Origin of the sequence: Cytobacillus oceanisediminis, from assembly GCF_004366035.1 — a bacterium.
Classification (GTDB): Bacteria; Bacillota; Bacilli; order Bacillales; family Cytobacillaceae; genus Cytobacillus; species Cytobacillus oceanisediminis_C.
Window position 1 is genome coordinate 20,726 of record NZ_SOEE01000001.1, and the last position, 24,254, is coordinate 44,979.

The 24,254-nt window shown below is 40.6% G+C and carries 27 protein-coding genes and 1 riboswitch; of the genes, 8 read left to right on the forward strand and 19 right to left on the reverse strand.

Translation table 11 applies throughout. The annotated features are described in order from the left end of the window. Positions 1–333 precede the first annotated feature (333 nt). From DFO72_RS00120 to ribD, 5 genes are all read right to left on the reverse strand, one after another. A complete protein-coding gene (locus DFO72_RS00120; protein ID WP_113885382.1) occupies positions 334–1,632 on the reverse strand; it encodes an NCS2 family permease in 1,299 nt (432 codons plus the stop codon). A 278-nt stretch (positions 1,633–1,910) separates the two neighbouring features. Continuing rightward, positions 1,911–2,387: a 6,7-dimethyl-8-ribityllumazine synthase gene (ribH, locus tag DFO72_RS00125; RefSeq protein ID WP_113885383.1), complete on the reverse strand. Its 477-nt coding sequence runs from the start codon at positions 2,385–2,387 to the stop codon at positions 1,911–1,913. Between the two features lie 14 nt (positions 2,388–2,401). After that, positions 2,402–3,595 (reverse strand): bifunctional 3,4-dihydroxy-2-butanone-4-phosphate synthase/GTP cyclohydrolase II, encoded by a 1,194-nt coding sequence (locus tag DFO72_RS00130; protein ID WP_113885384.1) that lies wholly within the window; start codon positions 3,593–3,595, stop codon positions 2,402–2,404. A gap of 23 nt (positions 3,596–3,618) precedes the next feature. Beyond that, positions 3,619–4,272, reverse strand: coding sequence for a riboflavin synthase (gene ribE / locus DFO72_RS00135; RefSeq protein WP_113885385.1), 654 nt, complete (start codon positions 4,270–4,272; stop codon positions 3,619–3,621). Next, complete coding sequence (ribD, locus tag DFO72_RS00140; protein ID WP_113885386.1) at positions 4,272–5,369, reverse strand: bifunctional diaminohydroxyphosphoribosylaminopyrimidine deaminase/5-amino-6-(5-phosphoribosylamino)uracil reductase RibD; 1,098 nt, start codon at positions 5,367–5,369, stop codon at positions 4,272–4,274. Before ribD ends, ribE begins: the two co-directional genes overlap by 1 nt. A 142-nt stretch (positions 5,370–5,511) precedes the next feature. Then, a riboswitch (FMN riboswitch) is annotated at positions 5,512–5,673 on the reverse strand. 127 nt (positions 5,674–5,800) lie between these two features. Between ribD and DFO72_RS00145 the strand changes: the two genes are divergently transcribed. Beyond that, positions 5,801–6,622 carry an EcsC family protein gene (locus DFO72_RS00145; RefSeq protein WP_113885387.1) on the forward strand — a complete coding sequence of 274 codons (822 nt, stop codon included), beginning with the start codon at positions 5,801–5,803 and terminating at the stop codon, positions 6,620–6,622. A 20-nt stretch (positions 6,623–6,642) separates the two neighbouring features. On the opposite strand, the gene DFO72_RS00150 is transcribed toward DFO72_RS00145, so the two are convergent. The 9 genes from DFO72_RS00150 to DFO72_RS00190 form a co-directional block, all read right to left on the reverse strand. Continuing rightward, positions 6,643–7,218: a TlpA disulfide reductase family protein gene (locus DFO72_RS00150; protein ID WP_113885388.1), complete on the reverse strand. Its 576-nt coding sequence runs from the start codon at positions 7,216–7,218 to the stop codon at positions 6,643–6,645. Positions 7,219–7,307: 89 nt separating this feature from the next. Further along, on the reverse strand, positions 7,308–8,096 hold the full coding sequence (locus DFO72_RS00155; protein ID WP_113885389.1) for a hypothetical protein: 789 nt from the start codon (positions 8,094–8,096) through the stop codon (positions 7,308–7,310). A gap of 203 nt (positions 8,097–8,299) precedes the next feature. Further along, entirely contained in the window at positions 8,300–9,640 is a 1,341-nt protein-coding gene (locus DFO72_RS00160; protein ID WP_113885390.1) for a S8 family peptidase, read from the reverse strand. Positions 9,641–9,903: 263 nt separating this feature from the next. After that, positions 9,904–10,749: a patatin-like phospholipase family protein gene (locus tag DFO72_RS00165; RefSeq protein WP_113885391.1), complete on the reverse strand. Its 846-nt coding sequence runs from the start codon at positions 10,747–10,749 to the stop codon at positions 9,904–9,906. 94 nt (positions 10,750–10,843) lie between these two features. After that, complete coding sequence (locus tag DFO72_RS00170; RefSeq protein WP_113885392.1) at positions 10,844–11,620, reverse strand: ABC transporter permease; 777 nt, start codon at positions 11,618–11,620, stop codon at positions 10,844–10,846. Then, positions 11,617–12,522 (reverse strand): ABC transporter ATP-binding protein, encoded by a 906-nt coding sequence (locus tag DFO72_RS00175; RefSeq protein WP_113885393.1) that lies wholly within the window; start codon positions 12,520–12,522, stop codon positions 11,617–11,619. Before DFO72_RS00175 ends, DFO72_RS00170 begins: the two co-directional genes overlap by 4 nt. A gap of 2 nt (positions 12,523–12,524) precedes the next feature. Then, entirely contained in the window at positions 12,525–12,722 is a 198-nt protein-coding gene (locus tag DFO72_RS00180; RefSeq protein ID WP_113885394.1) for a PLDc N-terminal domain-containing protein, read from the reverse strand. Positions 12,723–12,862: 140 nt separating this feature from the next. Beyond that, positions 12,863–13,864 carry a helix-turn-helix transcriptional regulator gene (locus tag DFO72_RS00185; RefSeq protein ID WP_113885395.1) on the reverse strand — a complete coding sequence of 334 codons (1,002 nt, stop codon included), beginning with the start codon at positions 13,862–13,864 and terminating at the stop codon, positions 12,863–12,865. 93 nt (positions 13,865–13,957) lie between these two features. Further along, positions 13,958–14,296, reverse strand: a complete 339-nt coding sequence (locus tag DFO72_RS00190) for a DUF4870 domain-containing protein (protein ID WP_113885396.1) — start codon at positions 14,294–14,296, stop codon at positions 13,958–13,960. A 233-nt stretch (positions 14,297–14,529) separates the two neighbouring features. Here DFO72_RS00190 and DFO72_RS00195 point away from each other — a divergent pair, with 233 nt between their 5' ends. From DFO72_RS00195 to DFO72_RS00210, 4 genes are all read left to right on the forward strand, one after another. Then, positions 14,530–15,309 carry an undecaprenyl-diphosphate phosphatase gene (locus tag DFO72_RS00195; RefSeq protein ID WP_166672415.1) on the forward strand — a complete coding sequence of 260 codons (780 nt, stop codon included), beginning with the start codon at positions 14,530–14,532 and terminating at the stop codon, positions 15,307–15,309. A gap of 23 nt (positions 15,310–15,332) precedes the next feature. After that, the gene (locus DFO72_RS00200; protein ID WP_113885398.1) at positions 15,333–15,917 is read left to right on the forward strand and encodes a DedA family protein; all 585 of its coding nucleotides are present in this window, start codon (positions 15,333–15,335) and stop codon (positions 15,915–15,917) included. Between the two features lie 144 nt (positions 15,918–16,061). Further along, positions 16,062–17,183: an amidohydrolase gene (locus DFO72_RS00205; protein ID WP_113885399.1), complete on the forward strand. Its 1,122-nt coding sequence runs from the start codon at positions 16,062–16,064 to the stop codon at positions 17,181–17,183. 313 nt (positions 17,184–17,496) lie between these two features. After that, positions 17,497–18,057: a GNAT family N-acetyltransferase gene (locus DFO72_RS00210; protein ID WP_113885400.1), complete on the forward strand. Its 561-nt coding sequence runs from the start codon at positions 17,497–17,499 to the stop codon at positions 18,055–18,057. 47 nt (positions 18,058–18,104) lie between these two features. Here the strand turns inward: DFO72_RS00210 and DFO72_RS29185 are convergent, their stop codons facing one another. Next, positions 18,105–18,266: a hypothetical protein gene (locus tag DFO72_RS29185; protein WP_166672393.1), complete on the reverse strand. Its 162-nt coding sequence runs from the start codon at positions 18,264–18,266 to the stop codon at positions 18,105–18,107. 228 nt (positions 18,267–18,494) lie between these two features. Between DFO72_RS29185 and DFO72_RS00215 the strand changes: the two genes are divergently transcribed. Further along, a complete protein-coding gene (locus tag DFO72_RS00215) occupies positions 18,495–19,859 on the forward strand; it encodes an MATE family efflux transporter (protein WP_113885401.1) in 1,365 nt (454 codons plus the stop codon). A 43-nt stretch (positions 19,860–19,902) separates the two neighbouring features. On the opposite strand, the gene DFO72_RS00220 is transcribed toward DFO72_RS00215, so the two are convergent. Continuing rightward, positions 19,903–20,673: an SDR family oxidoreductase gene (locus DFO72_RS00220; protein WP_113885402.1), complete on the reverse strand. Its 771-nt coding sequence runs from the start codon at positions 20,671–20,673 to the stop codon at positions 19,903–19,905. 229 nt (positions 20,674–20,902) lie between these two features. Between DFO72_RS00220 and DFO72_RS00225 the strand changes: the two genes are divergently transcribed. Further along, the gene (locus DFO72_RS00225; protein WP_113885403.1) at positions 20,903–21,385 is read left to right on the forward strand and encodes an Hsp20/alpha crystallin family protein; all 483 of its coding nucleotides are present in this window, start codon (positions 20,903–20,905) and stop codon (positions 21,383–21,385) included. A 13-nt stretch (positions 21,386–21,398) separates the two neighbouring features. After that, positions 21,399–21,896, forward strand: coding sequence for an Hsp20/alpha crystallin family protein (locus DFO72_RS00230; RefSeq protein ID WP_113885404.1), 498 nt, complete (start codon positions 21,399–21,401; stop codon positions 21,894–21,896). On the opposite strand, the gene DFO72_RS00235 is transcribed toward DFO72_RS00230, so the two are convergent. The 3 genes from DFO72_RS00235 to DFO72_RS00245 all read right to left on the reverse strand — a co-directional run bounded on the left by DFO72_RS00235 (position 21,893) and on the right by DFO72_RS00245 (position 24,250). Continuing rightward, positions 21,893–22,390, reverse strand: coding sequence for a GNAT family N-acetyltransferase (locus DFO72_RS00235; protein WP_113885405.1), 498 nt, complete (start codon positions 22,388–22,390; stop codon positions 21,893–21,895). The genes DFO72_RS00230 and DFO72_RS00235 overlap by 4 nt on opposite strands. 181 nt (positions 22,391–22,571) lie before the next feature. Further along, entirely contained in the window at positions 22,572–23,339 is a 768-nt protein-coding gene (locus DFO72_RS00240) for a CAP domain-containing protein (protein ID WP_113885406.1), read from the reverse strand. A gap of 449 nt (positions 23,340–23,788) precedes the next feature. After that, positions 23,789–24,250, reverse strand: coding sequence for a FixH family protein (locus DFO72_RS00245; protein WP_113885407.1), 462 nt, complete (start codon positions 24,248–24,250; stop codon positions 23,789–23,791). Positions 24,251–24,254: the final 4 nt, after the last annotated feature.

Below are 24,254 nucleotides of genomic sequence, written 5' to 3' on the forward strand. Positions count from 1 at the left end.
TTTCTCTACTGCAAAAGCTAGATCGAGTGTCTCTTTCAGCTTATTATTATTCCTCGGTGGGCTTCACAGATATCATCCTGCAAAGGAAGTTTATCGAGAATTTGACTCAACGGAATATTCAGCAATGAAACCATTAATGAAAACATCCCTGTCATAAAATTGCTGGATGAATAGCCTTCTCCAGCTTCTGAGTCTCCCAATTTCCTCACACATTATGGCACGAATCATTGATAACCTAATTGTCTCTTCAGCCATTTGGGATTTTTGAATAATATCTTCCCTTACCGCCAATACATAAAAAGGATGCCCCAATAGGGCATCCCAATATCTATATTAACTAATTACATGAAAAACAAAGTTGAATAAAAATAAAGCAGCTATGACATACAATGCAAATGAAACTTCCTTTGCTTTGCCTATCGAAATCTTTAAGATTGGATAAAGAATAAATCCAATGGCAATGCCGTCCGCAATACTATACGTGAACGGGATCATGGCAATGATAAAGATAGCTGGAAAGCTTTCGCTCATATCCTTTAAGTCAAGATTGCGGATGTTTTGAAGCATCAGTCCGCCAATAATGATAAGGATAGGTGCAATTGCACTGTTGGGAATCAATTTAATAACAGGAATAAAGAATGCGGATAGCATAAACAGGAATCCAGTTGTAACTGCTGTCAGCCCTGTACGACCGCCGGCAGCCATACTTGCTGCACTTTCAACCGTTGATACAGTTGGGCTTGTCCCAAAAATACCTGACAATAATGCAGAAACTGAATTTGCCTGAAAAGCACGCTTAAACTGTTCCGGCCTATTAATAAAACCAACATGACCATGGACTAATCCAATATTTTCAAAGACAAGAACCATCGTCAGTGAAAAAATGGCAATCCAAAAAGTGACGGAAAGCACGTTATCAAATGACATTGCTCCAAAAACTTCCATATAATCGGAAAGAGCGAACGGCTTTTCATTGGTATTTTGCACATTAATCAGACCAAAAGCCCATGCTATCGCTGTTCCTGCTACAACAGTAATCAAAAAGTTGCCAGGCACATTGCGCATGAATAAAATGATGGCAAGCAAGAACGTTAAAATGGTTGCAAGCACTTGCGGGTCTCCAAGTTCACCCAGAGCAATAATGGAGTTTGTTCCTTTTTCGACGATTCCGCCTTTTTCAAGTCCGATCAGCATCAAGAAAAGTCCGAGTCCAACTGTTATTGCTTCTTTAAGTGAATGCGGAATCGATTCGCTCAATGTCTTTGCGAATCGCGAAAATGCCACGAATACAAAGATCAGACCAGAAATAAAAACAACAGCTAATGCTTCCTGCCAGGATAAGCCCATGGATTGGACCATAGTATAGGAAAATAAAGCATTAATTCCCATTCCAGGCACAAGGAGAATCGGTACATTTGCCCAAAATCCCATAATCAAACAGCCGACAACCGATGTTATAATGGTTGCAAAAATGGCTGCTTCCAGCGGAATTCCTGCTTCAGAGAGAATTAGAGAGTTAACTGCGATAATATAAACAATCGTAAAAAAGCCGATTGCCCCAGCCATAACCTCCCTTTTTACAGTTGTTCCATTTGAATCAAGCTGAAAAAGCTGGTTAAACCACTTATTCATATATACTACCTATCTATTAAATTAGCCCTCTCCCTACCCGCTCTCCCCGCATATATCTCCCTCAGTTAAGAGGGATTAGAAAAAACACGGGTGAGCCACAAGCATTATTTTATCAAAAAAAACTCATTCTGCCAATAGAAAGGTCAGACGTCTGCTCATATATTTTTAAAAAAATCGGCGGAAACTTCCCCGCCGATTTTGATAGATATAGCAACAGGACAAGATAATTGCACCCGTAAAATACTCTTATTTTTCATACCCGCAAAAAATACGGAACATTATTCACCGTCGGATAATTGTCTATACAGATTTCCCATTTCAATAGCTCCAACAGCCGCTTCCCATCCTTTATTTCCGGCTTTGGTGCCAGCACGCTCAATTGCCTGTTCAATCGTGTCAGTTGTAAGAACACCGAAGATAACAGGGACACCGCTTTGCAATGCTGTCGCTGAGACCCCTTTAGCCACTTCGCCGCTGACAAAATCAAAATGCGGAGTTGCTCCGCGAATCACTGTGCCAAGAGTGATGACTGCATCATACTTTCCGGATTGGGACAGCTTTTTAGCTGCCAGAGGAATTTCGAATGCTCCAGGAACCCACACAACTGTCACATCTTCTTCGCTTACTCCGTGGCGCTTAAGTGCATCTTCCGCTCCGCTTAAAAGCTTGCCCGTAATGAATTCATTAAAACGCGACACTACTATTGCCATTTTTAATCCTGTTCCTACTAAATGTCCTTCAATTACCTTTTTCATCTCTAATCGCTCCCTTAAAATTGTAATAAATGTCCAAGTTTTGTTTTCTTTGTTTTTAAGTAATTCTCATTTTCAGATTTGGCAGGCATTTGAAGAGGAACCCGTTCGGATACCTCCAGCCCATAGCCGCCCAGTCCAGCAATTTTGCGAGGGTTGTTGGTTAGAAGGCGCATTTTTTTCACCCCAAGATCCCTAAGGATTTGTGCACCTACCCCATAGTCGCGAAGATCGTCCTTAAATCCGAGCTTATGATTTGCTTCTACGGTATCGTAGCCCTCTTCCTGCAGCTTATAGGCTTTCATTTTATTGATGAGGCCGATGCCGCGTCCTTCCTGTCTCATATATAAAAGGATTCCCCGGCCTGCCTCTTCAATCTGTGCCAACGCTGCTTCAAGCTGCGGTCCGCAGTCACAGCGGTTGGATCCAAATACATCTCCGGTCAGACACTCAGAATGCACACGAAGCAATACCGGTACATTTTCATCGATTTCTCCCTTTACAAGAGCTACATGGTCTTTTCCATCGACAGTGTTTGTATAGCCTACTGCTTTAAAATCTCCAAATTCTGTTGGAAGCTGTATCTCCACTTCCCTTTTTACAATGGAGTCATGCTTCAATCGATACTCTATCAATTGCTGAATAGTAATCATTTTTATGTTGAATTTTTCAGCCACTTTTTCCAGGTCATCCACTCGAGCCATCGTTCCGTCGTCTTTCATTATTTCACAGATAATCCCTGCTGGTGCAGCACCGGCTAGACGTGCAAGATCGACGGCGGCCTCTGTATGGCCTGCACGCCTTAAGACTCCTCCTTTTTTGGCCACTAGCGGAAAAACATGTCCCGGCCGGGAAAAGTCTGCTGGTTTAGCGTCGTCCTCAAGCATTTCTTTTATTGTGAATGCACGCTCAAATGCACTGATGCCTGTAGTGGTTTTCACATGGTCAATACTGATTGTGAAAGCTGTTCCATGACTGTCAGTGTTCACTTCTGCCATTGGATTCAGTTCCAATTTTTCAGCCAGCTCCTCAGTGATAGGTGTACAAATCAGGCCTCTGCCTTCTTTGGCCATAAAGTTGATCGTGTCCGGTTTCGCATATTCCGCGATTGCCAGGAAATCCCCTTCATTTTCCCTGTCTTCATCATCACAGACAATAATGACTTTTCCTGCTTTTAAATCTTCTAATGCCTCATTTATTTCACTGAACATGTTTGATTGACCCTCCTTGCTAATTATATGAAGCCGTTCTCCTTAAGGAGTCGCTCAGAAATTCCTTCTTTTGGCGATGCGGTTTCCTGCTGCCTGTTCATGAAGGAATATAGATATTTGGCAAGCATATCGAACTCGAGGTTAACAATGTCTCCCGCTGCTTTGAACCCCAGTACCGTTTCACTTGCTGTGTGGGGAATGATCGAGACAGTAACAGTATTGTCTTCATTGCCGAAAACAGTCAGGGAAATCCCATCCACGGCAATTGATCCTTTCATGATAAGCAAATGACTTAATGCAGGAGGCACAGATATTTGTATATAAATGGCGTTTTCACTCACTGTTTTTTTTAGAATCTGACCAGTTCCATCAATATGCCCTGTCACAAAATGCCCCCCAAAGCGGCCATTTGCCGACATCGCCCTCTCCAGGTTGACTTTTGTTCGTTCTTTAATGGCAGAAAGCGAAGTACTTTTGAATGTTTCAGGCATGACATCTGCTGAAAATTCATTTTTCGCAAATTCCGTAACTGTTAGGCACACGCCATTTACCGAAATGCTGTCCCCCAGTTGAACATCTGTTAAAACTTTGGAAGCTTGAATCGTCAGTTTCATTGCCTTGCCTTGCTGAACTACTTTTTTTACTGTCCCCAGTTCCTCAATAATTCCAGTAAACATTACTCCTTGGCCTCCCTCAGCGGTTTTGCGGTAATTCTAAGGTCTCCGCCAATCCTATCAATTTCTGTAAATTCCAGTACAGGGGCATCTTTTACATAGTCGGCACCATCCCCGCCAATAAAGGGTATCGCCTTATTGCCTCCTATAATTTTAGGAGCCATATAAAGGATTATCTGCTGAAAGAAACCGCTTTTTATAAATGAAGCATGGATTTCAGATCCGCCTTCAACAAATAAAGTCATGATGTTTCTTTCACCTAAATTTTTTAATACTTCTTTAATCGGCACCTCATTAGCAGGAAAAGAAAAAACTTCAGCATCATACTTCCTTATCTCTTCTGCCTTTGACCGATCTATATTGCAGCCGGTAAAGATTATGGTCTTTACAGACTGATCTCGAATGACATTTGCGTCAGAGGGAATTCTCAGATTTGTATCTAATACAACTCGAATGGGATTTTTTCCGCCTTGGGGCAGCCTGGCGGTTAAAAGGGGATTATCGTGAATGATCGTATTTACACCTGTAAGTATTGCGTCATGTTCATGCCGTAGCCGATGCACATCCTGCCTGGATTCTGGAGAAGTAATCCATTTGCTGTCACCGGTTTTTGCAGCTGTTTTTCCATCAAACGATGAGGCTGCTTTAAGGGTTACATATGGTGTCTTTGTTTTTATATAATGGAAAAATGGTTCGTTTAGGGCATCTGCTTCCTCCTTCAATAAGCCGGTCACCACTTCAATCCCGGCATCCTGCATTCTTTCAATTCCTTTGCCGGAAACTAAAGGATTGGGATCAGCAGAAGCAATAAAAACCCTATTAATTCCTGATTTAATTATTAAGTCTGCGCATGGCGGAGTCCTGCCAAAATGGCTGCATGGCTCCAGCGTGACATAAATATCAGCGCCTTTAGCCTCATCGCCAGCTGCAGCAATCGCATGGACTTCAGCATGGGGAGTTCCTGCTTTCAGGTGAGTACCCATCCCCAGAATTTCACCATTTTTAACTACAACCGCACCCACCTGCGGGTTAGGACTGGTTTGGCCTTTAGTGGCCGCTGCCAGGCTGATGGCTAACTTCATATATTCCTGATGGTTCAAATTATCTGAATCCTCCTTCCCTTGCTATTTCTCCAAATTAAGTACAAAACGGCAAAACCCCGTACACCAACTAGGTGAAACGGGGCAAAATCACATGACGAAATAAGCGTTTCAAAAAGGTTTTTTTGAACGCAGCATATAATCATTCCTTCTCCCATCCAGACTCTCACTGTCGGCTTTGGAGTTTCACCAAATCCACCGTTTTCATTAGAAAGCATCTCTGCTAATAAAACCGGGTCACGGACTAAGAGGGCTTACCCTCATCACCGCCGGTTGGGAATTTCACCCTGCCCCGAAGGAAATCCTATTCTATTATAAGAATCTTACCATGAATAGTCGGAAGATACAAAGAGAATTGTTTATGAAAGAATCGAAACTTTTGCTTAAAACTGCCGTATAGTTAATTATAGAAGAAGGAGAGGACTTTCAATATGATTGAACCAAGAGAACATCTAATAAATGAATTAAGAAAATGTGAAGAATGGGAAAAAGACCAGGGTGATTTATGGTTATGGGAGAAGCTGGGCAGACTCCCTTTTAAGCTCATTGATAGATTCACACCGGAGTTCATACAAAAAAAGGTTGGAGTGATTCTTGATGAGCTTGGCACATATATTCAATCAGGAGGAAGATATTTAAGTTCAGCTTCAGCATTAAAGAATTATTATCCCGAACAAAATATTCATACACTGCTGGATGTAGAAGCCCTGCCAATATCAAAGATGGATGAAGCCGCCGAAAAGCTAAGCTCAAATCGTAAAAGAACCGCTGCATTGCAAGGTGCGAGTACTGGGGTCGGAGGGATTTTTACCCTGACCATTGATATCCCGCTTCTCCTTGGCATTCAGCTAAAAACCCTGCAGGATATTGCGATTTGCTATGGCTTTGATCCAGCTGATAGGAATGAAAGAATGTTCATCGTCAAAATTCTGCAATTTGTTTCCAGTGACATTGTAGGAAAAAAAGCCATTCTGCAGCAGCTTTCCATGTTCGGCTCTAAAGAAGAAGGAGCAAAAAGGGAAGTCGTTTCCGAGCTTCAGGGATGGAGAGAAGTTGTGTTTTCTTACAGGGACCAAATTGGCTGGAAAAAACTTTTCCAAATGATCCCAATAGCTGGTCTGCTGTTTGGGGCTTTCATAAATCGTTCAGCCGTAAATGATATTGCCGAAGCAGGCATAATCTTATACCGAAAAAGAGTAATCGTTAATCGTCTGCAACAGAATATGATTACAGAAATAAAACCGGAGAGCTGACAATGGCTCTCCGGTTTTATTTATGGAAGCTTTTTGATCTCCTGCTCCATATACTCTTCATTTAAGGCTCCCAGGACTTTTTCTCTAATAACACCATCGGAATCAATAAAATAGCTTGTAGGATAGGCCATTATATTATAGTCAGAACCTGCTTCGCCTTTTACATCCATAGGAATTGTAAAAGTCAGCCCCAGCTCTTTTACGAATTTCTCTGCGTCACCGCTATTTTTTTCTGTGTTTGTGAGATTGACTGCAAGAATATCGAAATTTTTATCTTTATACTTATTATACAGCTTCTCCATATGCGGCATTTCCGCACGGCAAGGAGGACACCAGCTTGCCCAGAAATTCAAAAGAACTGCCTTGCCTCTAAAGTCGGAGAGTTTTACTGGGTTTCCTTCCATATCTGTCAGTTCAAAATCAGGAGCAAGGTTCCCTTTCTCCAGACCAACAGGCAAATCTTCAGGATTCTCCATTTTATCGTATTTCTGCATTTGTCCGGCTTGCTCTACTACCCCTTTTTCCTTGAGAATTGTTTTGTCAACAATAAACAGCAAAAGGACAATAACTGCGGCAGCGAATAGAAACTTTTTCATTCCAACACCTCTATACTGATATCCCTATATTTTAGCTGAACTTATCATACTATATGGGGAATATAGAATCTATAAATGTGCACTCTGTTTCAGTGATTGCGGTAAAGAAAAAGCGTCGCAAAAATGGCATAAATTCTAAGCTTTTCTTTTGATGTCAGACCCTCATCAAAAGAAAGTACAGGTGTATTGGGATCCCTGAACTGCTGCCCCCATTCAAGCGGCATCCATCCTTTCCGAAGGCGTGCTATCCTATTGGATTTCTCATCAAGAACCTGAAAATCCGTATGAAAAAATGTTCTAGAAATAGAATATCGATCACAGCCATTCTCATAAACCAGTTTGGATCCATCTTTTTTATTAATTATTGTTTCTTTACAGGAGTCTTTCGCAAACGAAATATCGACGCCCTTTTTATCGATTAGGATTGATGCCTCCAGATTATCGTTATGATCATAGATACCCAGCCTTCTTGGAAAAAGCCGGTCCAAAAAATAAGGCAAGAACCATCGAAACTTCCACATTTTCATATCCCTGATTTCACCAACCTGCCTTCCTTCCGGATCAAAGAGCACCATTCTAAGGGAAGGAGCCGGCAAAAAAGCGATCATTAAATTTGACTGGCATAACAATGAGAGAAGTGCTTGTCTGCTTTTAGTGGAATTTCTCTCCAATATCTCGGCCGCCCTTTGCTTATTCAGCAAGTGAATTTGATGGCACAGAGAACTATATATGATGAAAGGGATTAGGAAAAGAATTAAATTTGTCCGTGGAGAATCATTTATGAAAACCAAGAGAAAGAAAAATGGAGGTACAAGTGCGGCAAGGCTTGCATTTATTGAGATGTCAGCTGTTTTCCGGTAATATTGCTGGATATTCATCAGTGTGTCTCCCCCGCTATATGTATTTCTCTATATTCTATTAATTAATTTCAAAAAAATGAATTTTTGGAAGGATTTTATGAGTGTACATATCGCTGTATCAGCAGAAAGTCTGTTTGAGCTTTTCCTTAACACCTTTATTCGCTGATTTTCCTTCAAATAAAAAAGCTGACGGACACTTTCCGCCAGCTCGCTTGATGGAATTACTTTAAAGCATTAACTGCATTAATTAGCCCATGGCCAGATTGTTCGTCGTATCCAGGCTTGAAGATATCTTCTGAAGAAGATTGAATGATCTGTTTTACTTGTGCAGGAGAGATTTGGTCTTTCCCATGTTTTGCGATGATAACACCAGCCAGTGCTGCAACTTTCGGAGCGGCCATAGAAGTCCCGCCTTTATATCCATATCCACCGCCAGGGATTGTTGCTAATGCCAAATAAGTATTGTCTCTGCCAGCTCCAGTATTTGGATCATAGTTTGGTCCCAAGTCTCCGCCAGGTGCCATGACATCAATTTTGCCGACACCGTAATTGGAATAGAAAGCAAGATTCTTTAAAGCTCCTCCCGCAGATACACGAATCATCAATTGACTGCTGGGGCTTCTGTGTGTTGCACCGTTATCAGAACCTGACAGCTGTCCCGGGCTCTTTAAATCAACAGCGTTATTGCCTGCAGAACCAACTACAGTAACGCCTTTTTGAATCGCATATTTGATGGCTCTGTTAAACATTTGCACATCCGCTACGGTTTCCTTCGTTGTATACTCGGGATTCTGGAACCAGTCATAGCCGCCAAGAGACATGTTGACAACATCCACATTGTCGTCCGCAGCAGTCATTAAAGCTTCGGCGATATGGGAAGTCGCTGCGCCGCCATCAGGGCCGAATACACGGTATGCTGCTACCTTCAAGTCAGGTCCGACACCCATAGTTCTTCCTTTCGCTGCGATGGAACCTGCAACATGGGTTCCATGGCTGTTTTCATCCATTGGATCTGGGTAGCCGGGAACAAAGGATTTACCATATGCGTAATTTTCTTTTAAATCTGGATGATTATAGTCAATACCTGTATCGATTACACCAACAACGATGTCTTTACCGTCAGCTGCTTTTCCAGTTCCTCCTGGAAGATTCCATGACGCACCATTATTTGTTACTTGTTTGATATCCCATTGCAGATTGTTGTATAGATCTGCATTATCTAATGGAAGATCTGCATCTACTGCAGGAGATTCGGGATAAATAACATTTTCAGCGCCAGCTGACAATACCAAGGAAGACTTCCGGATTTCATTAAGAAAATTAGGATTTGCCGATGAAACCTCAACAGCTCCTAATTTTTCGAGCTTATTCTCTAGTTGTCCTCCAGATTTTCTCAATAGGTCTGTATAGCCTGCAGGAAGCTTTCCTTCATCTTTAAAAACGACTAAATAACTCTTTTCAACCGTTTGGGCTTGTCCAATGCTGACAGAACCCGCAAAAACAGCTGAGGCACATAATGCCAAACTTAATGTACCCGTAACGATGCCCTTCTTAATATTCATTTTTTATAGAGACCCCCTTATATTTTCTAATTTTCATTATATTCAAAATAGGGAGATCAACCAATCTTTGTATTTCGACATACTTCTTCGTCATTTTGCAGAAAACAATACTAAAGACTCATATATACTTTTTATATTTTAAGCTTGTCTGGGTCTATTTACTTGATACTCAATCCAAAACTTTGTTTATTCCTTGTCAGCCCTGTCGAAAAGACTAGACTATTTCCTTAAGAAAAAACCGCATCTTATTAGATACGGTTTGGCTAAAATTGATTGATTCTCTCAAAGGATTTTCTTGCATCTTCATATCCTTGCAGATATAACTTTTCCAATTTTTGAGGATTCCGTTCCATCCGTCCCACTGTTAATGGCTCCTGCGGCTGGATGACAAGAACTGTCCCTTTCTTCTCTTCCTGTTCAACATAACGGAGGGTCTCATTATAGGTCCGGTAGCGTTCCTCCAATGCTTTCTGAAGCCCAGTGTATTGCGGATATTTCCTTTTGACCATAAAAGTAAATTTAGATGGCTTTTTGGAATACCCCCTGTTTCTTGTCAAGATTACTATATTTTTTTTGAATCCATCTTGCTGGGCTTTTTTGATTGGTATAGGGTCGCTGATTCCGCCATCAAGGAGGACCCGGCTATTAAAGTCTACCTCCGGAGCAATAAAAGGCAAGGAACTGGATGCTTTTAAAACCTTAAGCATATCTTTGCCATAATCCTTCTTACTGAAATACACCGGTTTACCTGTATGACAATCAGTTGTTCCAATGACAAACTCAGACTTATTTTTATAAAACTCATCATAGTGATATGGGACAAGCTTATTCGGTATTTCATCAAAAATAAAATCCATCCCGAAAAACTGACGGGATTTAAAGTAATTCCGCCATGAGATATATCGGGAATCTGTAACATAATCCACATTCACAATTCTATTCCTGCCCTTTTGCTTGGACAAGTAAGAAGCTGCATTGCATGCCCCTGCAGAAACTCCAATTACATAAGGAAAGAAGAGGTCCTGCTCAAGAAAATATTCGAGAACCCCCGCTGTGTATACTCCTCGCATTCCTCCGCCTTCTAGCACAAGACCCGCTTCCCTGATCACCGCTCATCTTCCTTTCATTCTTTTAATGCTATACTACCAAAATATTAACCTCTCATATACAAATATGCCCAAAAAGAAAGAACATGCCATGAATTCAGGCAAGTTCCCTTCTTTTAAAGATAGCAATTGATGCAAGCAGGGAAAGCGTGATCATGATTACAGAAACAATAATGCTCGGCAGCAATTCATCTGGGAGATTACTGCCCATGATAAAAGCATTCGCATAAGCAGACAGCAGCGCCGGGCTCCACTCCAGCAGATGAGGGAGCGAACTGCTCAATATGCTTAATATGACAATGATGCCAATAGAAATAAATCCGACTGCTCCAGGCGATTTCATAAAGGTATTGAACAATATTACTACAGTTACTATAAGGGTAAGCCAGATACCGTTAACAAAGAAGGACTGGAGAAAATCCATAAAAGAAATAAATTCAAACAATACACCTACATAATACCAGGAGAGGAAATAACTCAAAAAATATGAAATCCAAATGAGAATCATAGAACTAGCCCACTTCGCCGTTACAAACCACGCATATGAAACAGGTTTTACCAGTATAAGCCCCGCCACACCGCTTTTCCTTTCTCCAGCAATAGTCCCCATTGTAATTAATACAATAATAAGCACACCAAACGTATTGAACTGGCTGAGACTGGCAGCAAGCGCCTCACCTGCTGATGGGACAGGAAGCTCGATGACCGCCCCTTCCGGCAGCCCTCCAAGAGAATCAATAATCTGAGGCATATAATATAATGTCAGCGGCTCTTTTACAGCTATCATAATAAAAGTAAGCGGCACCCATATCCATTTGAAATTTCTGGACATTTCAAGCATTTCTTTTTTAAATAAAGTCATCCATTGATTCATTTTTGCACCACCTTCATGAAGACATCCTCCAGCCTCGTTCTGCTGATTTCAAACTTAACCAGCGGCAAGTTCCTTTGCATAATCTCAGTTAAGAATAGTTCTCTAGCATATTCTATATCCTCTACAAAAAAGCTCGCATACTCTCCATCCAATTTCATTGAAGAAACGGGCTGAAGCAGAGATAATTCTTCTGCATATTGCAGTGTATTCTCCTTAAAAGCCAAGTCAATCTTTGCCTGCTGATGTTTAGTTCTCAGGCCTGTCAATGTCCCTGATTCAACTAGTTCACCATTATGGAGAAATAGTATTTCATCACAAATCTCTTCTGCATCATTTAGTATATGAGTTGAAAATAGGATAGCTGATTCTTTTTTCAGCTTATCCATCAGCTCCAGCACTTCTCTGCGTCCAAATGGGTCGAGCGCAGAAACCGGTTCATCAAGCATTACGAGCTTCGGACGGTGGATTATAGCCTGTGCAATGCCAAGCCGCTGCTTCATGCCTCCTGAATATTTTCCAATCCGCCGATTCTTAGCTTCAGCTATACCGGTAAGTTCAAGAAGCTCTTTTGCTCTGTCTTTGGCTTCTGATTTCGGAAGTCCGGCAAGCTGGCCTGCATATTCGAGAAACTCGTTGCCTGTCATCCATTCATAAAAAACAGGAAATTGAGGCAGATAGCCTATTAATCTTCGGAAATCTGCTTTTTCTGCCCCTTCAAACACGATCGAACCGGAATCTGGCTTCACCAGGCCTGCAAGCATTTTTAATGTGGTTGTTTTTCCTGCCCCGTTTGCTCCCAGAAGGGCAATACATTTTCTTTCAGATAATTGGAAGTCCATACCTTTTATTACTTCCTGGTCCTGGAACTGCTTTTTTATGTTTATTATGTTTACAACTGGCATTATCAGCTTCTCCTTCCGAAAATAAAGTAAATAATTGGCCCCAGCAGGTTTATAAATAAAACGATGAGAGCCCATACCCATTTTGGCCCATTTGCTTTTTCTATTTTTACTAGATCAATAATGGCAACAGCCACTAAAATAAGCTGAATGATGACTATAGGTGCAAGAATTGCCCAGTTAATGCTCTCTAAAAATTCCATTTTGTTGTCCTCCCTGATTTGTTATGTCATTCATATGACGTGCAAGTTCATAAAACGTTCACTGGGAATTCAATTGTTTTTAAACAAAAAAAACACCCCAATAATGGAGCGCTTTAAAGTTTAATAGAATAAGGAAGGGGTTAATCTGTTTCTTTTTCATAAACAGACATCATATTGCTGATTTCGTTTGTTACTTGATCAATTAGTGAGGACGGCGAGAGTACCTTCGCCTGGTTACCCCAGTTGAGGAGCCATTTGACTAGACCATCACTCACAATGGCTTTTGCTGTTAATACGAAATGGTTTTCATCAAGCTTTCTTATGTCTGCATCCCGCCCGAATTTATCAATGATCACGTTGATCAGATCGTTATGGAACCGGATTTTTATCCACTCTTCAGAGCCGGCATACATATGAAAGGTTGAGCTCACATACCTGGATACATCAAAGGGTTCATATGCGAACTGTTCTTCCGTTATATTTACATTGCGCAGACGGTCAATCCGGTAATGGCGGATTTCCTCTTTAGCAAAGTAATAGGCTATTAAATAATAAAAATCATTTACCCAGGTGAGCGCCAGCGGCTTGACCCTGTATTGCCCTCCATTGTGGCTTAAAACAAATTCCTTGTTAAGATTATATCTTCCATATTGAAATGTGACGATTCTCCGCTCGGAAATGGCTTCATGCAAATCATTGATAGCCAGCCGAACCAGTTTGCTTTCACTTTTTACAGAGGAATCGATCAAAATTTCATTATGCAGCTTTTTGGCATGATGACTGCTTGTCAGCTTTTTAATTTTCCGGATCAGCTGTTTCGTCTCATCTTTCGTGATGAAGCGTGCAGAAGCAACGGCATCAATCAGCATACGCAATTCATAAAGCTCGAATAGACGGTATTGATGGCTGTAGAACTTCGGCATTCCCTCTTTTTCCTGGTTGATGGTAATATCGAATTTTGCTTCAATCAGGTGCTCAATATCGTCCCTCAGTGAGTTTTTGTTTAATTTCACATCCGGTCCATATTCCTTTTTAAAGCGTTCAGTTATATCGTCAAGTGTATATTCATTTTCTTCATCAGTCTGCTCTCTTAGAATCTCCATAAGCTTGAGCATCCTTTGTTTGTTATCAAGTCTATTCATTACTTCACCCCGTGTACTTTATAACTAAAAGCTCTGCAGAATTAATTATCCATGAAAAAAAGCCCAGTGGCAACGGCCCTGGGCTCTGTTTCGTTACTTTAAAATCCTGAAAACTAGTGGTATTCTGTACTCCTTGCCTTCATACGCTTTAACAGCAGCTACTATCGTGAAGATGAAAGCAAGGATTCCCACGATCCAAATAGTAATCACTCCAATTAAGATGATCATGAGCACAACACTGATGACACTGTAAATCGTATAGGAAATTAAAAAATTCAAATATTCCTTGCCATGATAATCCACAAACTCCGAGTCATTCTTTTTTAAGAGCCAAATGACCAGCGGTCCGATAAAAGTTGTAAAAAAGCTGGTTACATAGATGGCTGCTGCTAAAAGCCTTTCATCATTGGAAGGCACTTTATAATCATTCATTCTGTTTCCTCCTAATAATCCTCAAATATATATTATGATTTCTTCTATATTATTTACGTTATTCGTTTTAAAAGGTTTCATGTATTTTTTAATTTTTGCATCCTTCCCTAAAATCCGTAAAACCTTAATTTCAAGTTCTTGATTAGGACAACTTGAATACAAATGTTAGAGACAGGCATTGCGCCATGACTTTGCCTAATTTTTTACCTGCTTAGGAAGGTGATATATAGATGATGTCAAAGCTGGAGGCTTTCATTCTGGGAATCATACAGGGGCTTACCGAGTTCCTGCCTATATCCAGTACAGGACATTTATATTTGGGGAGACATCTATTTGGGCTTGATGAGGCAGGCCTCTTCCTAGATACAATGCTGCATATAGGAACTTTACTGGCAGTCCTTGTCGTATACAAAAATGAATTGCTTCAAATTGTAAAGAAGCCATTTGGCAAGCTATCTATCCTTCTGATAGTCGGAACGATTCCAGCTGTAATTGTTGGGCTGCTGCTGAGTGACATGTTTGATTCAATTTCAAAATCCGGGGTTACAATCGGCTGGGAATTTCTATTTACGGGGTTCATACTCTGGATTGCTGATGGTGCTAAGAAAGGTGCAAAAAAGATGGACAGCATCACGTATGGAGATGCCCTGTTTATCGGCACCTTTCAGGCAGCAGCCATCTTTCCAGCAGTCTCCAGATCCGGATTAACCATTGCAGCAGGCCTCTTCAGAAAGCTCGACAGGGAAACAGCTGCATATTTTTCCTTTCTGCTGTCCATTCCAGCCATCGCAGGCGGCATTGTTATGCAATTTGGGGAATTGATGTCCGGTCACACAGAAGCCATAACCCTTGGAAGTATGTTAATGGCAACTTTGTCTTCAGCACTCTTTGGCTATGCAGCAGTCGTTTGGATGATTAATTTTCTGAAACGAAAATCCTTAAAGATATTTGCTGTATACGTTTGGATATTAGGGTTCACCATTATATTCCTGCAAATGACCGGGATTTTTTAAACTTCTAATGGGGAGGTATCAGAATGGAAGAGATTATTGCCAGCATTTTTGAAATACTTTCCCAGCTGGGTTATGCCGGCATTGCACTTGGTTTAATGGTTGAGGTGATACCAAGCGAAATTGTCCTGAGCTACGGCGGCTTTTTAGTCAGCACCGGAGACATCCATTTTACAGGTGCCTTGTTTGCGGGGATTGCAGGCGGAACATTAGCTCAGCTGTTTCTTTACTGGCTTGGCGCGTACGGAGGAAGACCTGTTCTCGATAAATATGGAAAATATTTACTTATTCAAAAAAAGCATTTAGATGCATCAGAGAAATGGTTTGAAAAGTATGGAACCGGGGTGATCTTTACGGCAAGATTTATTCCTGTCATACGTCATGCCATATCCATCCCTGCGGGAATAGCCAAAATGCCATTATCAGTCTTTACAGTATATACAATAGCAGCCATGGTGCCATGGACGGTTCTCTTTTTATTATTGGGAATGGAACTCGGTGACCACTGGAGAGACATCAAAGAATATGCAAAACCATTTATATTGCCGATCATAGTCATCGCGATGGGTTCGGGAGTGTTCTATTTTTTTTACAAAACGCGGAAAAGTTAACATAACTTAAATCAGTTTATTACTCAAAAGTGTAGAATAATCATTTTACACTTTTTTATTTGTTCAATCAGAAAATGTTCACCCTTTCTTTTCATTTTTGTAAAATAAAGCAAATACTACAGGATTAAAGGACGAGACCATGAGATGAAAACTTTATTAAAAAACGCATTCATTTACCCTGTTGCTTCCCCTGCTTTTCATGGGGATGTCTTAGTAGAGAACGGAAAGATATTAAAGACAGGCAAGAACTTAAAGTCTGATTCAAATGTAAAAATTATTGACTGCCATAGCCATCACCTGCTTCCGGGCTTCATAGATGTTCATACTCATTTGGGCCTGTATGATGAAGGCACCGGATGGGCAGGCAATGATGCCAACGAAACAATTGAACCGCTAAGCCCGCACATTCGAGCGATGGATGGAGTATATCCTCTTGATCCGGCTTTTACTGATGCTGTGAAATATGGCATCACAACTGCCCATATCATGCCAGGCAGCGCCAATGTAATTGGGGGAACTACTTCTGTTATTAAGACTGCAGGGAAAAATATCAGCAAAATGATTATCCAGGAAACAGCCGGACTTAAGATTGCCCTTGGAGAAAATCCAAAACGGATTCACAGCCATGGCAACAAGGATTCAATTACAAGAATGGGGATAATGGGAATGCTGAGGGAAGCCTTTTATGAGGCTTTACAGTGCGATAACCCTGATTCTTTAAGGTTCGCACCGCTTGTAAAAGCACTTAAAAGAGAAATTCCCGTCAGGATCCACGCGCATCGGGCAGATGATATCATTTCTGCTATCCGCTTTGCAGAAGAATTCAATCTGGATCTTCGGATCGAACATTGTACAGAAGGCCATTTAATTGCGGACGAATTGGAAGGGCTGAATTTAAAGGTATCAGTCGGGCCCACTTTAACAAGAAGGTCCAAAGTGGAGCTAAAAAACAAAACCTGGAAAACGTATCAGCAGCTGACACAGCATGGTGTTGAAGTTTCCATCACTACAGATCATCCTTATACACCTGTGCAGTATTTAAATATGTGTGCAGCTATTGCAGTCCGGGAAGGCCTATCCGAACAAAAGGCCTTAGAAGGAATCACCATTCTGCCGGCAAAAAACCTCAGGATCGATAATCGGCTTGGGAGCATCGAGGAAGGAAAAGATGCCGATTTAGTTTTGTGGAACCATCACCCATTTCACTTTCTTTCCAAGCCGAAATGGACAATGATAGGCGGAAATTTTGTGTTCAGGGAATCGTGAAATCGTGTCGAATATCGCTGGTGTAATTTGACATAAAATCGCAAAAAAAATAATCAAAAAACCTATTTCCTTTTTGATTTTTTTTTAGTATTATACCTAAAGTGAAGTGAAAATTTTGCTTCTTTATGACAGACAATCTAATATCGGAAACGATAGTAATAGGGAAGGCAAATGGTGCGCCACCAGTTATCTGGTTCTAGTGGGTTCGATTCCCACCCCGAAATTTTTTAGCAGCATAATAAAAAATTTCGAGGGTGGACCGATGGCTCTATTTGGCATGGAGTAGGACTGCCCTCAATTGGAGGGATATCCTATGCTCAAGAAACGTGATCTTCACGACTGCCATGCTTTATTTGATTTAATGACGCACCCTGATGTCTTCCCTTTTGTTCGCCAAAAAGCCAATTGTTATGATGAGTTTATGTTTATTACAAAGCAGACAATCGAAGCAGAAGAACGCTGTGAATTGATTTCACGCACAATTCTTGATGAATGGGGCACTCCGATTGGGACGATCAATTTGTATGACATCCAGGACAATGCCGGCTTCTTAGGAACATGGCTTGGCAAGCCCTATCATGGCAAGGGCTATAACAAATTAGCAAAAGATGCTTTCTTTGAAGAGCTCTTTTTTGAAACCGGCATTGAAACAATCTTTATGCGGATCCGCAAGGAAAATATCCGCTCGCAAAAAGCTGCAGAAAAGCTGCCTTATGTCATTCTTGCAAATGAAACGAGAAAGTCTGTTTATGATCAGCTGAATGCCAATGGAGATATTTACAATTTATATGAGATCCCAAAAGATCTATACAATCTTCATGTAATGCGTCATGGAGCAGCAGTCCAAGAATCGTCCCAATTACTGGAGGCTTAATAATAACGCAAAGCACTTGCATACAGGCAAGTGCTTTTTATATTCTTTCAATTGATAATATTGGATTCCGGTTCATCTGTTTTTTCTCTTATTCCGTACTGGGACAGCAATTCTTCCAGCTCTTCATTTGTAAGTGTTTCAAAATGCCCGTCCACGAATGAAACTTGAGTCTGATTTGGATTAATCCTATTTATATTGAAGCTCATCATTCTGCCTCCTTCAGTCGAGTTTTGAAAATGGCTGCTTTAATATTTATACTCGCCGATGGAAGGATTTTTATTCCCGTTATTCAAAAGTTCACATAATTGAAACACTTCGTTGTATCGATTTGTTCAGATTACTGTATCTGTTTTTTCCAGGATGAAGGCCTGCTTTGCACCGGCCTCTCTTTAGTATGATATAATTCTCTAGTCACTTTAAAGAAAGAGGAAAGAATCATGAATCAGACATATAACAAAAAACAAAAGCTGCAACAGCTGCTGGTGATTTTAATTCCAATACTAGTAACCCAGCTGGCGATGTACTCCATGACATTTATTGATACCTTAATGACCGGCCGCTATAATTCACAGGACCTGGCAGGCGTAGCGATTGGATCCTCACTTTGGGTTCCCGTGTTCACCGGTCTTAGCGGCATACTCCTTGCTGTTACACCGATCGTGTCCCACTTGGTGGGAGCAAAGAAACAGAGTAAAGAAGTTTCCTTTTCTGTCATTCAGGGTGTTTATCTATCCATCATTATGGCCGTCCTTGTATTTGCCGGAGGAGCACTCTCCTTAAACCCAATCTTAAGTGGAATGAATCTCGAAAACAGGGTCCATGACACAGCTTTCAACTACCTTGCAGCCTTAAGCACTGGATTGATTCCCCTGTTTGTCTACAATGTATTAAGGTCGTTTATTGACGCTCTTGGTAAGACTAGGGTGAGTATGATTATTACTCTTCTTTCACTGCCGATCAATGCTGTGTTTAACTATATGCTTATATATGGCAAATGGGGACTTCCGGAACTCGGAGGAGCAGGTGCAGGTTATGCTTCTTCTATTACTTACTGGCTGATCATGCTTATTTCATTTTTTATTATTCATAAAAATTCTCCATTCTCGAATTATGGAGTTTTCAGGAATTTGCATGCCGTTTCAATCAGCAAATGGAAAGAAATTCTAATAATTGGCATCCCGATTGGCTTATCGATCTTTTTCGAAACTAGCATTTTCTCAGCAGTTACTTTATTAATGAGTACATTCGAAACAGCCGTTATCGCCGCTCATCAGATTGCCCTCAATTTTGCATCGCTTCTTTATATGATACCGCTCAGCATCTCAATGGCATTAACAATTGTGGTAGGATTTGAATCAGGAGCTGCACGTTATAATGATGCTAAAGAGTACAGCTGGATCGGAGTAGGCATTGCCGTAATTATGGCATTAATTTGTGCAGCCATCCTTTTGGCTTTTCCAAAAGAAGTTGCATCTATTTATACAAAAGACAGCGATGTATTAAAATTGACGGCCAACTTTTTAATCTATGCCATGTTCTTTCAGCTTTCAGATGCTATTCAGGCACCTGTCCAGGGAGCGTTAAGGGGGTATAAGGACGTAAACGTCACCTTTATTATGTCACTTATTTCTTATTGGATTATCGGACTGCCCTTTGGCTATTATCTAGCCAATCATACAAACTGGGGGGCATATGGTTATTGGATCGGCTTAATTACAGGACTTGCAGCTGGCGCCATTACTTTAACAGGCAGGCTGATTTATCTTCAAAACAAAAAATACCCAGCATCCATGAAAGTTTAAAAAATGGCAGAAGAATTCCGTTCTTCTGCCATTTATAAGTTTATTACTGGAATATTTTTCCAAGAACGTCTTTGCCCCCTGTAACCGGGATAATACTGCCTGTAATAAAATCGGATTTTTTATCGGTCAGAAAGCTGATTACTCGGGCAATATCCTCACCTGTTCCCGGTCTTCCGACTGGTGAGGCATTTTCCTGAACCTCTGCAGCTTCTTCAATTTTCTTTTCCTTCCATTCACCGACGATATCTCCTGGACAAACCATATTCGCGGTAATTCCATTCCTGGCCTCTTCAAGTGCAATGGATTTCGTCAAAGACGCAGCACCCGTTTTCGCAGCCGCAAAAGCGGAGCGGTATATCCAGCCGGAAGCTGACTCTACACGATCAAAGCCAATTGTAATAATCCTTCCCCATCCAGCTTCACGCATTTTCGGGATAAACAGCTTGGATAAATAAAATACTGCATTTAAATTACCATTAATCAGATAATTCCATTGTTCGAAGGTATATTCCATCATCTCTATTCTTTCATGCACGTAAGGGCCTGCATTATGAATGACTATATCGATTACTGGGAATTCATTAAAAGCAGCTTCTGACATCTTCACACATTCTGCCGGTATTGAAATATCTCCCTGCAAAGCAATATTTTTAGTTCCATATTTTTTGGTCAGTTCCCGGCATAATGAGACAGCTTCCTTTTGACTGCTACGGTAATTGATCACCAGATCGATGCCTTTTTCGGCAAGCACATACGCCGTTCTTTTCCCGATCCCTGTTGCTCCTCCCGTTATTAAAGCTGCTTTATTTCTCACAAAATTACCCCTCAGTACTTAATAATTTTTATATACATCAATACCAATATACTAGTAATTACAGTGTATTAATGCAAATAATAAGAAACTTTTTTCACCTTCGGCTACAGGGGCTGTGCAAATCTTAAAGATCCTTTATTAACGGATAGGCGTTTTTCCGCATAGAATATATGACATAGTGAAGAATCATTAGCCTTACCGGCAGTTTAGCATGGAAAGGATGAGAAGGATGTTTCCATGGAACCTTTTTCCATTTAATAAAGATATGAAAAATCCTCCCCATCAAATGAAACCGGAGGATATTGATAAATATGTCCGAAATATCATGGGGCAAATGTTTCCTCAAAATATGCAGGAAATGAGCGGAACACCAGATTTTATGAAAGGCTTTAATACAGCAGCCACTGGAACTAATCACCAGCCACATTCTTCACCGCTGAATGCATCCGTCTTTGAAACACATGATTATGTTTTTGTGAGATTCCCCATCAAAAACGAGGACTGGTTAAAAGAAATGAAACTTTACCACACATCCAACCAAATGATTATTGAACATATTCCTGAAAAAGACGATAAGCATATCCTAACCCTCCCTGCTATTGTCAGAAAGAAAGGATCATCAGCCAGCTGCAAAGAGGGGTATATGGAGATAAAAATACCTAAAAACGTTGATATGCAATTTTCGGAAATTGATGTAACGGAAATATTATAAAGGGGGCATCTTAATGGAGCTGGAAAAATGGAAAGATTTAATAAAAATGTCCTCCCAGTATCAAAACCAGGATTTCTGGGACACCTTTATATCGTCTGAGAAATCCAGTCACAATAAAAAACATTCCTTTTCAGGACTGGAACAGGAAAAAATCAATCGTTTTCTATCTAATCAGGATATTTATCCGCGATGTGACATGTATGAGTGCAATGGGGATATCAAAATTGAAGCAGAGCTCCCCGGAGTATGCAAAAATGACATAAAAGTATCTCTCATACGAAATGAACTAATTATCAAAGGAAAATGTTCTTCATTTCATCAGCACTTGCGCTATTTTCTGAAAGAAAGACATAGCAGGTCCTTTGAAAAAGTGCTGACCCTCCCTATGCCCGTTGATAAATATTCAATCGAAACGTCATTCGAAAATGGGATACTTTCCATTTCTCTCCCCATCTTACTCCAAGAGGAAGAAAAAATACCCATTTTTGTAAAGAGTGAAGAAAAGCCTTAATCCAGCAGTTTATCATAACAATAAAAAGGGTTGTCCCGATCCATGAAGATTGTACCTGCTTTGACATATCCGTTTTTTTCAAATAATCTTTGAGCCTTTGTATTCAGCGAGTATGTATCGGTTCTCATATACGGAATCCCTTTACTGACTGCATGTTCTTCAGCAAAAATAATTAACTTGCTCGCAATTCCCTCACCTCTGATCTCTGGATCTACTGCCAGACGGTGAAATACAAAACACGGCTCATCTTTTCTCCAAAAGGCACTTTTATATTCCTCAGCCTGAGTTTGATCGACAGTAATGGAACCTGCAACTTTTCCATCAAAAATGGCCGTGTGCAAATTGCCTGCTTCAATATCAGCTAAAAAGTCCTGATCCTGGGGATAAGTCCGGTTCCATTGGTCATTTCCCTCGGATGCCATAATGTTAACAGTCTGCTGGACGATGTCCATAATTTTTTTCAAATCTTCTTTTGTTCCTTTTCTAATATCCATTCAAATCACCTGTTGCTTCTGATTTTAGTGTCTTTTACTAATGTTCCTATGAAGGATTGAATACATACATAGAGTCCAAGTAAATACTATAATTGAATCATTACGTAAACGACATTATTCAGGTGACAGTGCAAAACAAAAAAAGACAGCCTAAAAAGGCTGCCTTTCACTCCATCACATATTATTTGCCAATGAACATTTGAGTCCAGTAGTTGCCGTCAGCAACATGGCCTACACCAAGATGCGTGAAGTTTGCATTCATGATGTTTTTACGGTGGCCTTCACTATTCATCCAAGCTTGTACAACTTCTTCAGGAGACTGTTGGCCCATAGCAATGTTTTCTCCTGCTGTAGTGTATGAGATACCGAATTGCTTCATCATATCAAATGGTGAACCGTAAGTTGGGCTGTTATGGTCAAAATATCCTTTAGACTGCATATCACGTGACTTTTCACGAGCAACTTTGCTTAATTCTACATCCAATTTAAGTGCAGGCACTCCTGCTTTTGCACGTTCCTGGTTAGTTAATTCAAGTACTTTTTTCTCGTACGCACTTACTTCAGAAGTTGCAGGTGCCGCTTCTTTTGTCTGCTCAGCAGGTGCTTGCTGCTGTTGTGCAGGTGCCTGCTGCTGTGCTGGAGCCTGTGCTTTCGCAGGCTGCTGTGCTGGAGCCTGTGCTTTCGCAGGCTGCTGTACTGGTGCTGCAGGCTTCTGAACTTCCTGTTTATTTACTTGAACATTTCCCCAATTAATATTGTAGTTATTAAGGTATTTTTGAAGAATGCTATTGATTTGTTCCTGGCTTAAGTTACCAGATTGAGAAACTACCATTTTTTTAGCTTGTTCAGGAGTAGGACAATTTGAAGCTGCGTCCGCTTGGTTAGCTCCTGGTGCTGATACTAGTAATGCTGCTGCCGCTGCTACTGAGTAAATAACTTTCTTATTCATGTATATAAATCCTCCCTGTGTTTGTTTTCTTTGTTGTGTGGTGCTGTGTGACTTGCACAATCATCATATCACAGGGTTTTTCGTAATATTTTTGGACAGATTTAACAAATACCTGAATTCAGGACACCTCAGAGACTTTTAATCTAGTTAAATTAGGACTGCAGCTTTTCATGAATCCTTATATTAAAAGGTTTAGGGATATTCATAACTGGGTAATTGAATGATTGGATTTTTTTCTCTTTAGTGGAAGCCGCTCTGAACAAATACCATTTATATACTAAAACATCACTGTTGACAGGTTTTTAGTCTGACATTATTCTTTACTTTTATTACACCATTGTAACAAATGTTATAGGTATATGTGCCCTAATTTGGGTATTTATGCCCCCAAAGGAAAAGTTTTTTGAGAATTACACGGTGCCAAAACAAAAAGCAGCCATTGCTGCTTTTTAATGGCTGCTATCATCATTGTCTTCCATATTTTCCTTTTCGGGGCTGACTGATTCTTTTTCAGGTTCACTAGGCTGGCCGATAACAAATTCTTTTTTAGGCATATTATGCATCCTTCGTGCAGTTACGTGTGAGTATATATAGTAGGTTCCTTCTTCTTCGAAGGTTTTCTCGAGACGATAAATCCCGTTTTCAGCGTGTTCAACAAGTATTTTTTCATGTTCTTCCGCATTTGCTCTCCAGATTTCAAACTTTACTTCGTCTGCATCCGTGACCTCTTCTTCCCCATATGTAACTTTTGCTTCAAAAACTACCGGCTCATTTGCTTTTGCTTTTTCAGGATTAATCGATAATTCGACTTCCAGGAATTGCGGTTCTTCCTCAGCTGCATTATTATTGCTGCAGGCTGTCAGGCTTACCATGAACATTACTGGGAGCCAAATATTTAGTAGCTTCTTCATACAA

Bases quoted from the DNA above. Each gene is read 5' to 3' on its own strand.
- DFO72_RS00120 (WP_113885382.1), bottom strand. From the start codon at position 1,632: ATGAATAAGTGGTTTAACCAGCTTTTTCAGCTTGATTCAAATGGAACA.
- ribH (WP_113885383.1), bottom strand. From the start codon at position 2,387: ATGAAAAAGGTAATTGAAGGACATTTAGTAGGAACAGGATTAAAAATG.
- DFO72_RS00130 (WP_113885384.1), bottom strand. From the start codon at position 3,595: ATGTTCAGTGAAATAAATGAGGCATTAGAAGATTTAAAAGCAGGAAAA.
- ribE (WP_113885385.1), bottom strand. From the start codon at position 4,272: ATGTTTACTGGAATTATTGAGGAACTGGGGACAGTAAAAAAAGTAGTT.
- DFO72_RS00145 (WP_113885387.1), top strand. From the start codon at position 5,801: ATGATTGAACCAAGAGAACATCTAATAAATGAATTAAGAAAATGTGAA.
- DFO72_RS00150 (WP_113885388.1), bottom strand. From the start codon at position 7,218: ATGAAAAAGTTTCTATTCGCTGCCGCAGTTATTGTCCTTTTGCTGTTT.
- DFO72_RS00155 (WP_113885389.1), bottom strand. From the start codon at position 8,096: ATGAATATCCAGCAATATTACCGGAAAACAGCTGACATCTCAATAAAT.
- DFO72_RS00160 (WP_113885390.1), bottom strand. From the start codon at position 9,640: ATGAATATTAAGAAGGGCATCGTTACGGGTACATTAAGTTTGGCATTA.
- DFO72_RS00170 (WP_113885392.1), bottom strand. From the start codon at position 11,620: ATGAATCAATGGATGACTTTATTTAAAAAAGAAATGCTTGAAATGTCC.
- DFO72_RS00175 (WP_113885393.1), bottom strand. From the start codon at position 12,522: ATGCCAGTTGTAAACATAATAAACATAAAAAAGCAGTTCCAGGACCAG.
- DFO72_RS00180 (WP_113885394.1), bottom strand. From the start codon at position 12,722: ATGGAATTTTTAGAGAGCATTAACTGGGCAATTCTTGCACCTATAGTC.
- DFO72_RS00185 (WP_113885395.1), bottom strand. From the start codon at position 13,864: ATGAATAGACTTGATAACAAACAAAGGATGCTCAAGCTTATGGAGATT.
- DFO72_RS00190 (WP_113885396.1), bottom strand. From the start codon at position 14,296: ATGAATGATTATAAAGTGCCTTCCAATGATGAAAGGCTTTTAGCAGCA.
- DFO72_RS00195 (WP_166672415.1), top strand. From the start codon at position 14,530: ATGTCAAAGCTGGAGGCTTTCATTCTGGGAATCATACAGGGGCTTACC.
- DFO72_RS00200 (WP_113885398.1), top strand. From the start codon at position 15,333: ATGGAAGAGATTATTGCCAGCATTTTTGAAATACTTTCCCAGCTGGGT.
- DFO72_RS00205 (WP_113885399.1), top strand. From the start codon at position 16,062: ATGAAAACTTTATTAAAAAACGCATTCATTTACCCTGTTGCTTCCCCT.
- DFO72_RS00210 (WP_113885400.1), top strand. From the start codon at position 17,497: ATGCTCAAGAAACGTGATCTTCACGACTGCCATGCTTTATTTGATTTA.
- DFO72_RS29185 (WP_166672393.1), bottom strand. From the start codon at position 18,266: ATGATGAGCTTCAATATAAATAGGATTAATCCAAATCAGACTCAAGTT.
- DFO72_RS00215 (WP_113885401.1), top strand. From the start codon at position 18,495: ATGAATCAGACATATAACAAAAAACAAAAGCTGCAACAGCTGCTGGTG.
- DFO72_RS00225 (WP_113885403.1), top strand. From the start codon at position 20,903: ATGTTTCCATGGAACCTTTTTCCATTTAATAAAGATATGAAAAATCCT.
- DFO72_RS00230 (WP_113885404.1), top strand. From the start codon at position 21,399: ATGGAGCTGGAAAAATGGAAAGATTTAATAAAAATGTCCTCCCAGTAT.
- DFO72_RS00235 (WP_113885405.1), bottom strand. From the start codon at position 22,390: ATGGATATTAGAAAAGGAACAAAAGAAGATTTGAAAAAAATTATGGAC.
- DFO72_RS00240 (WP_113885406.1), bottom strand. From the start codon at position 23,339: ATGAATAAGAAAGTTATTTACTCAGTAGCAGCGGCAGCAGCATTACTA.
- DFO72_RS00245 (WP_113885407.1), bottom strand. From the start codon at position 24,250: ATGAAGAAGCTACTAAATATTTGGCTCCCAGTAATGTTCATGGTAAGC.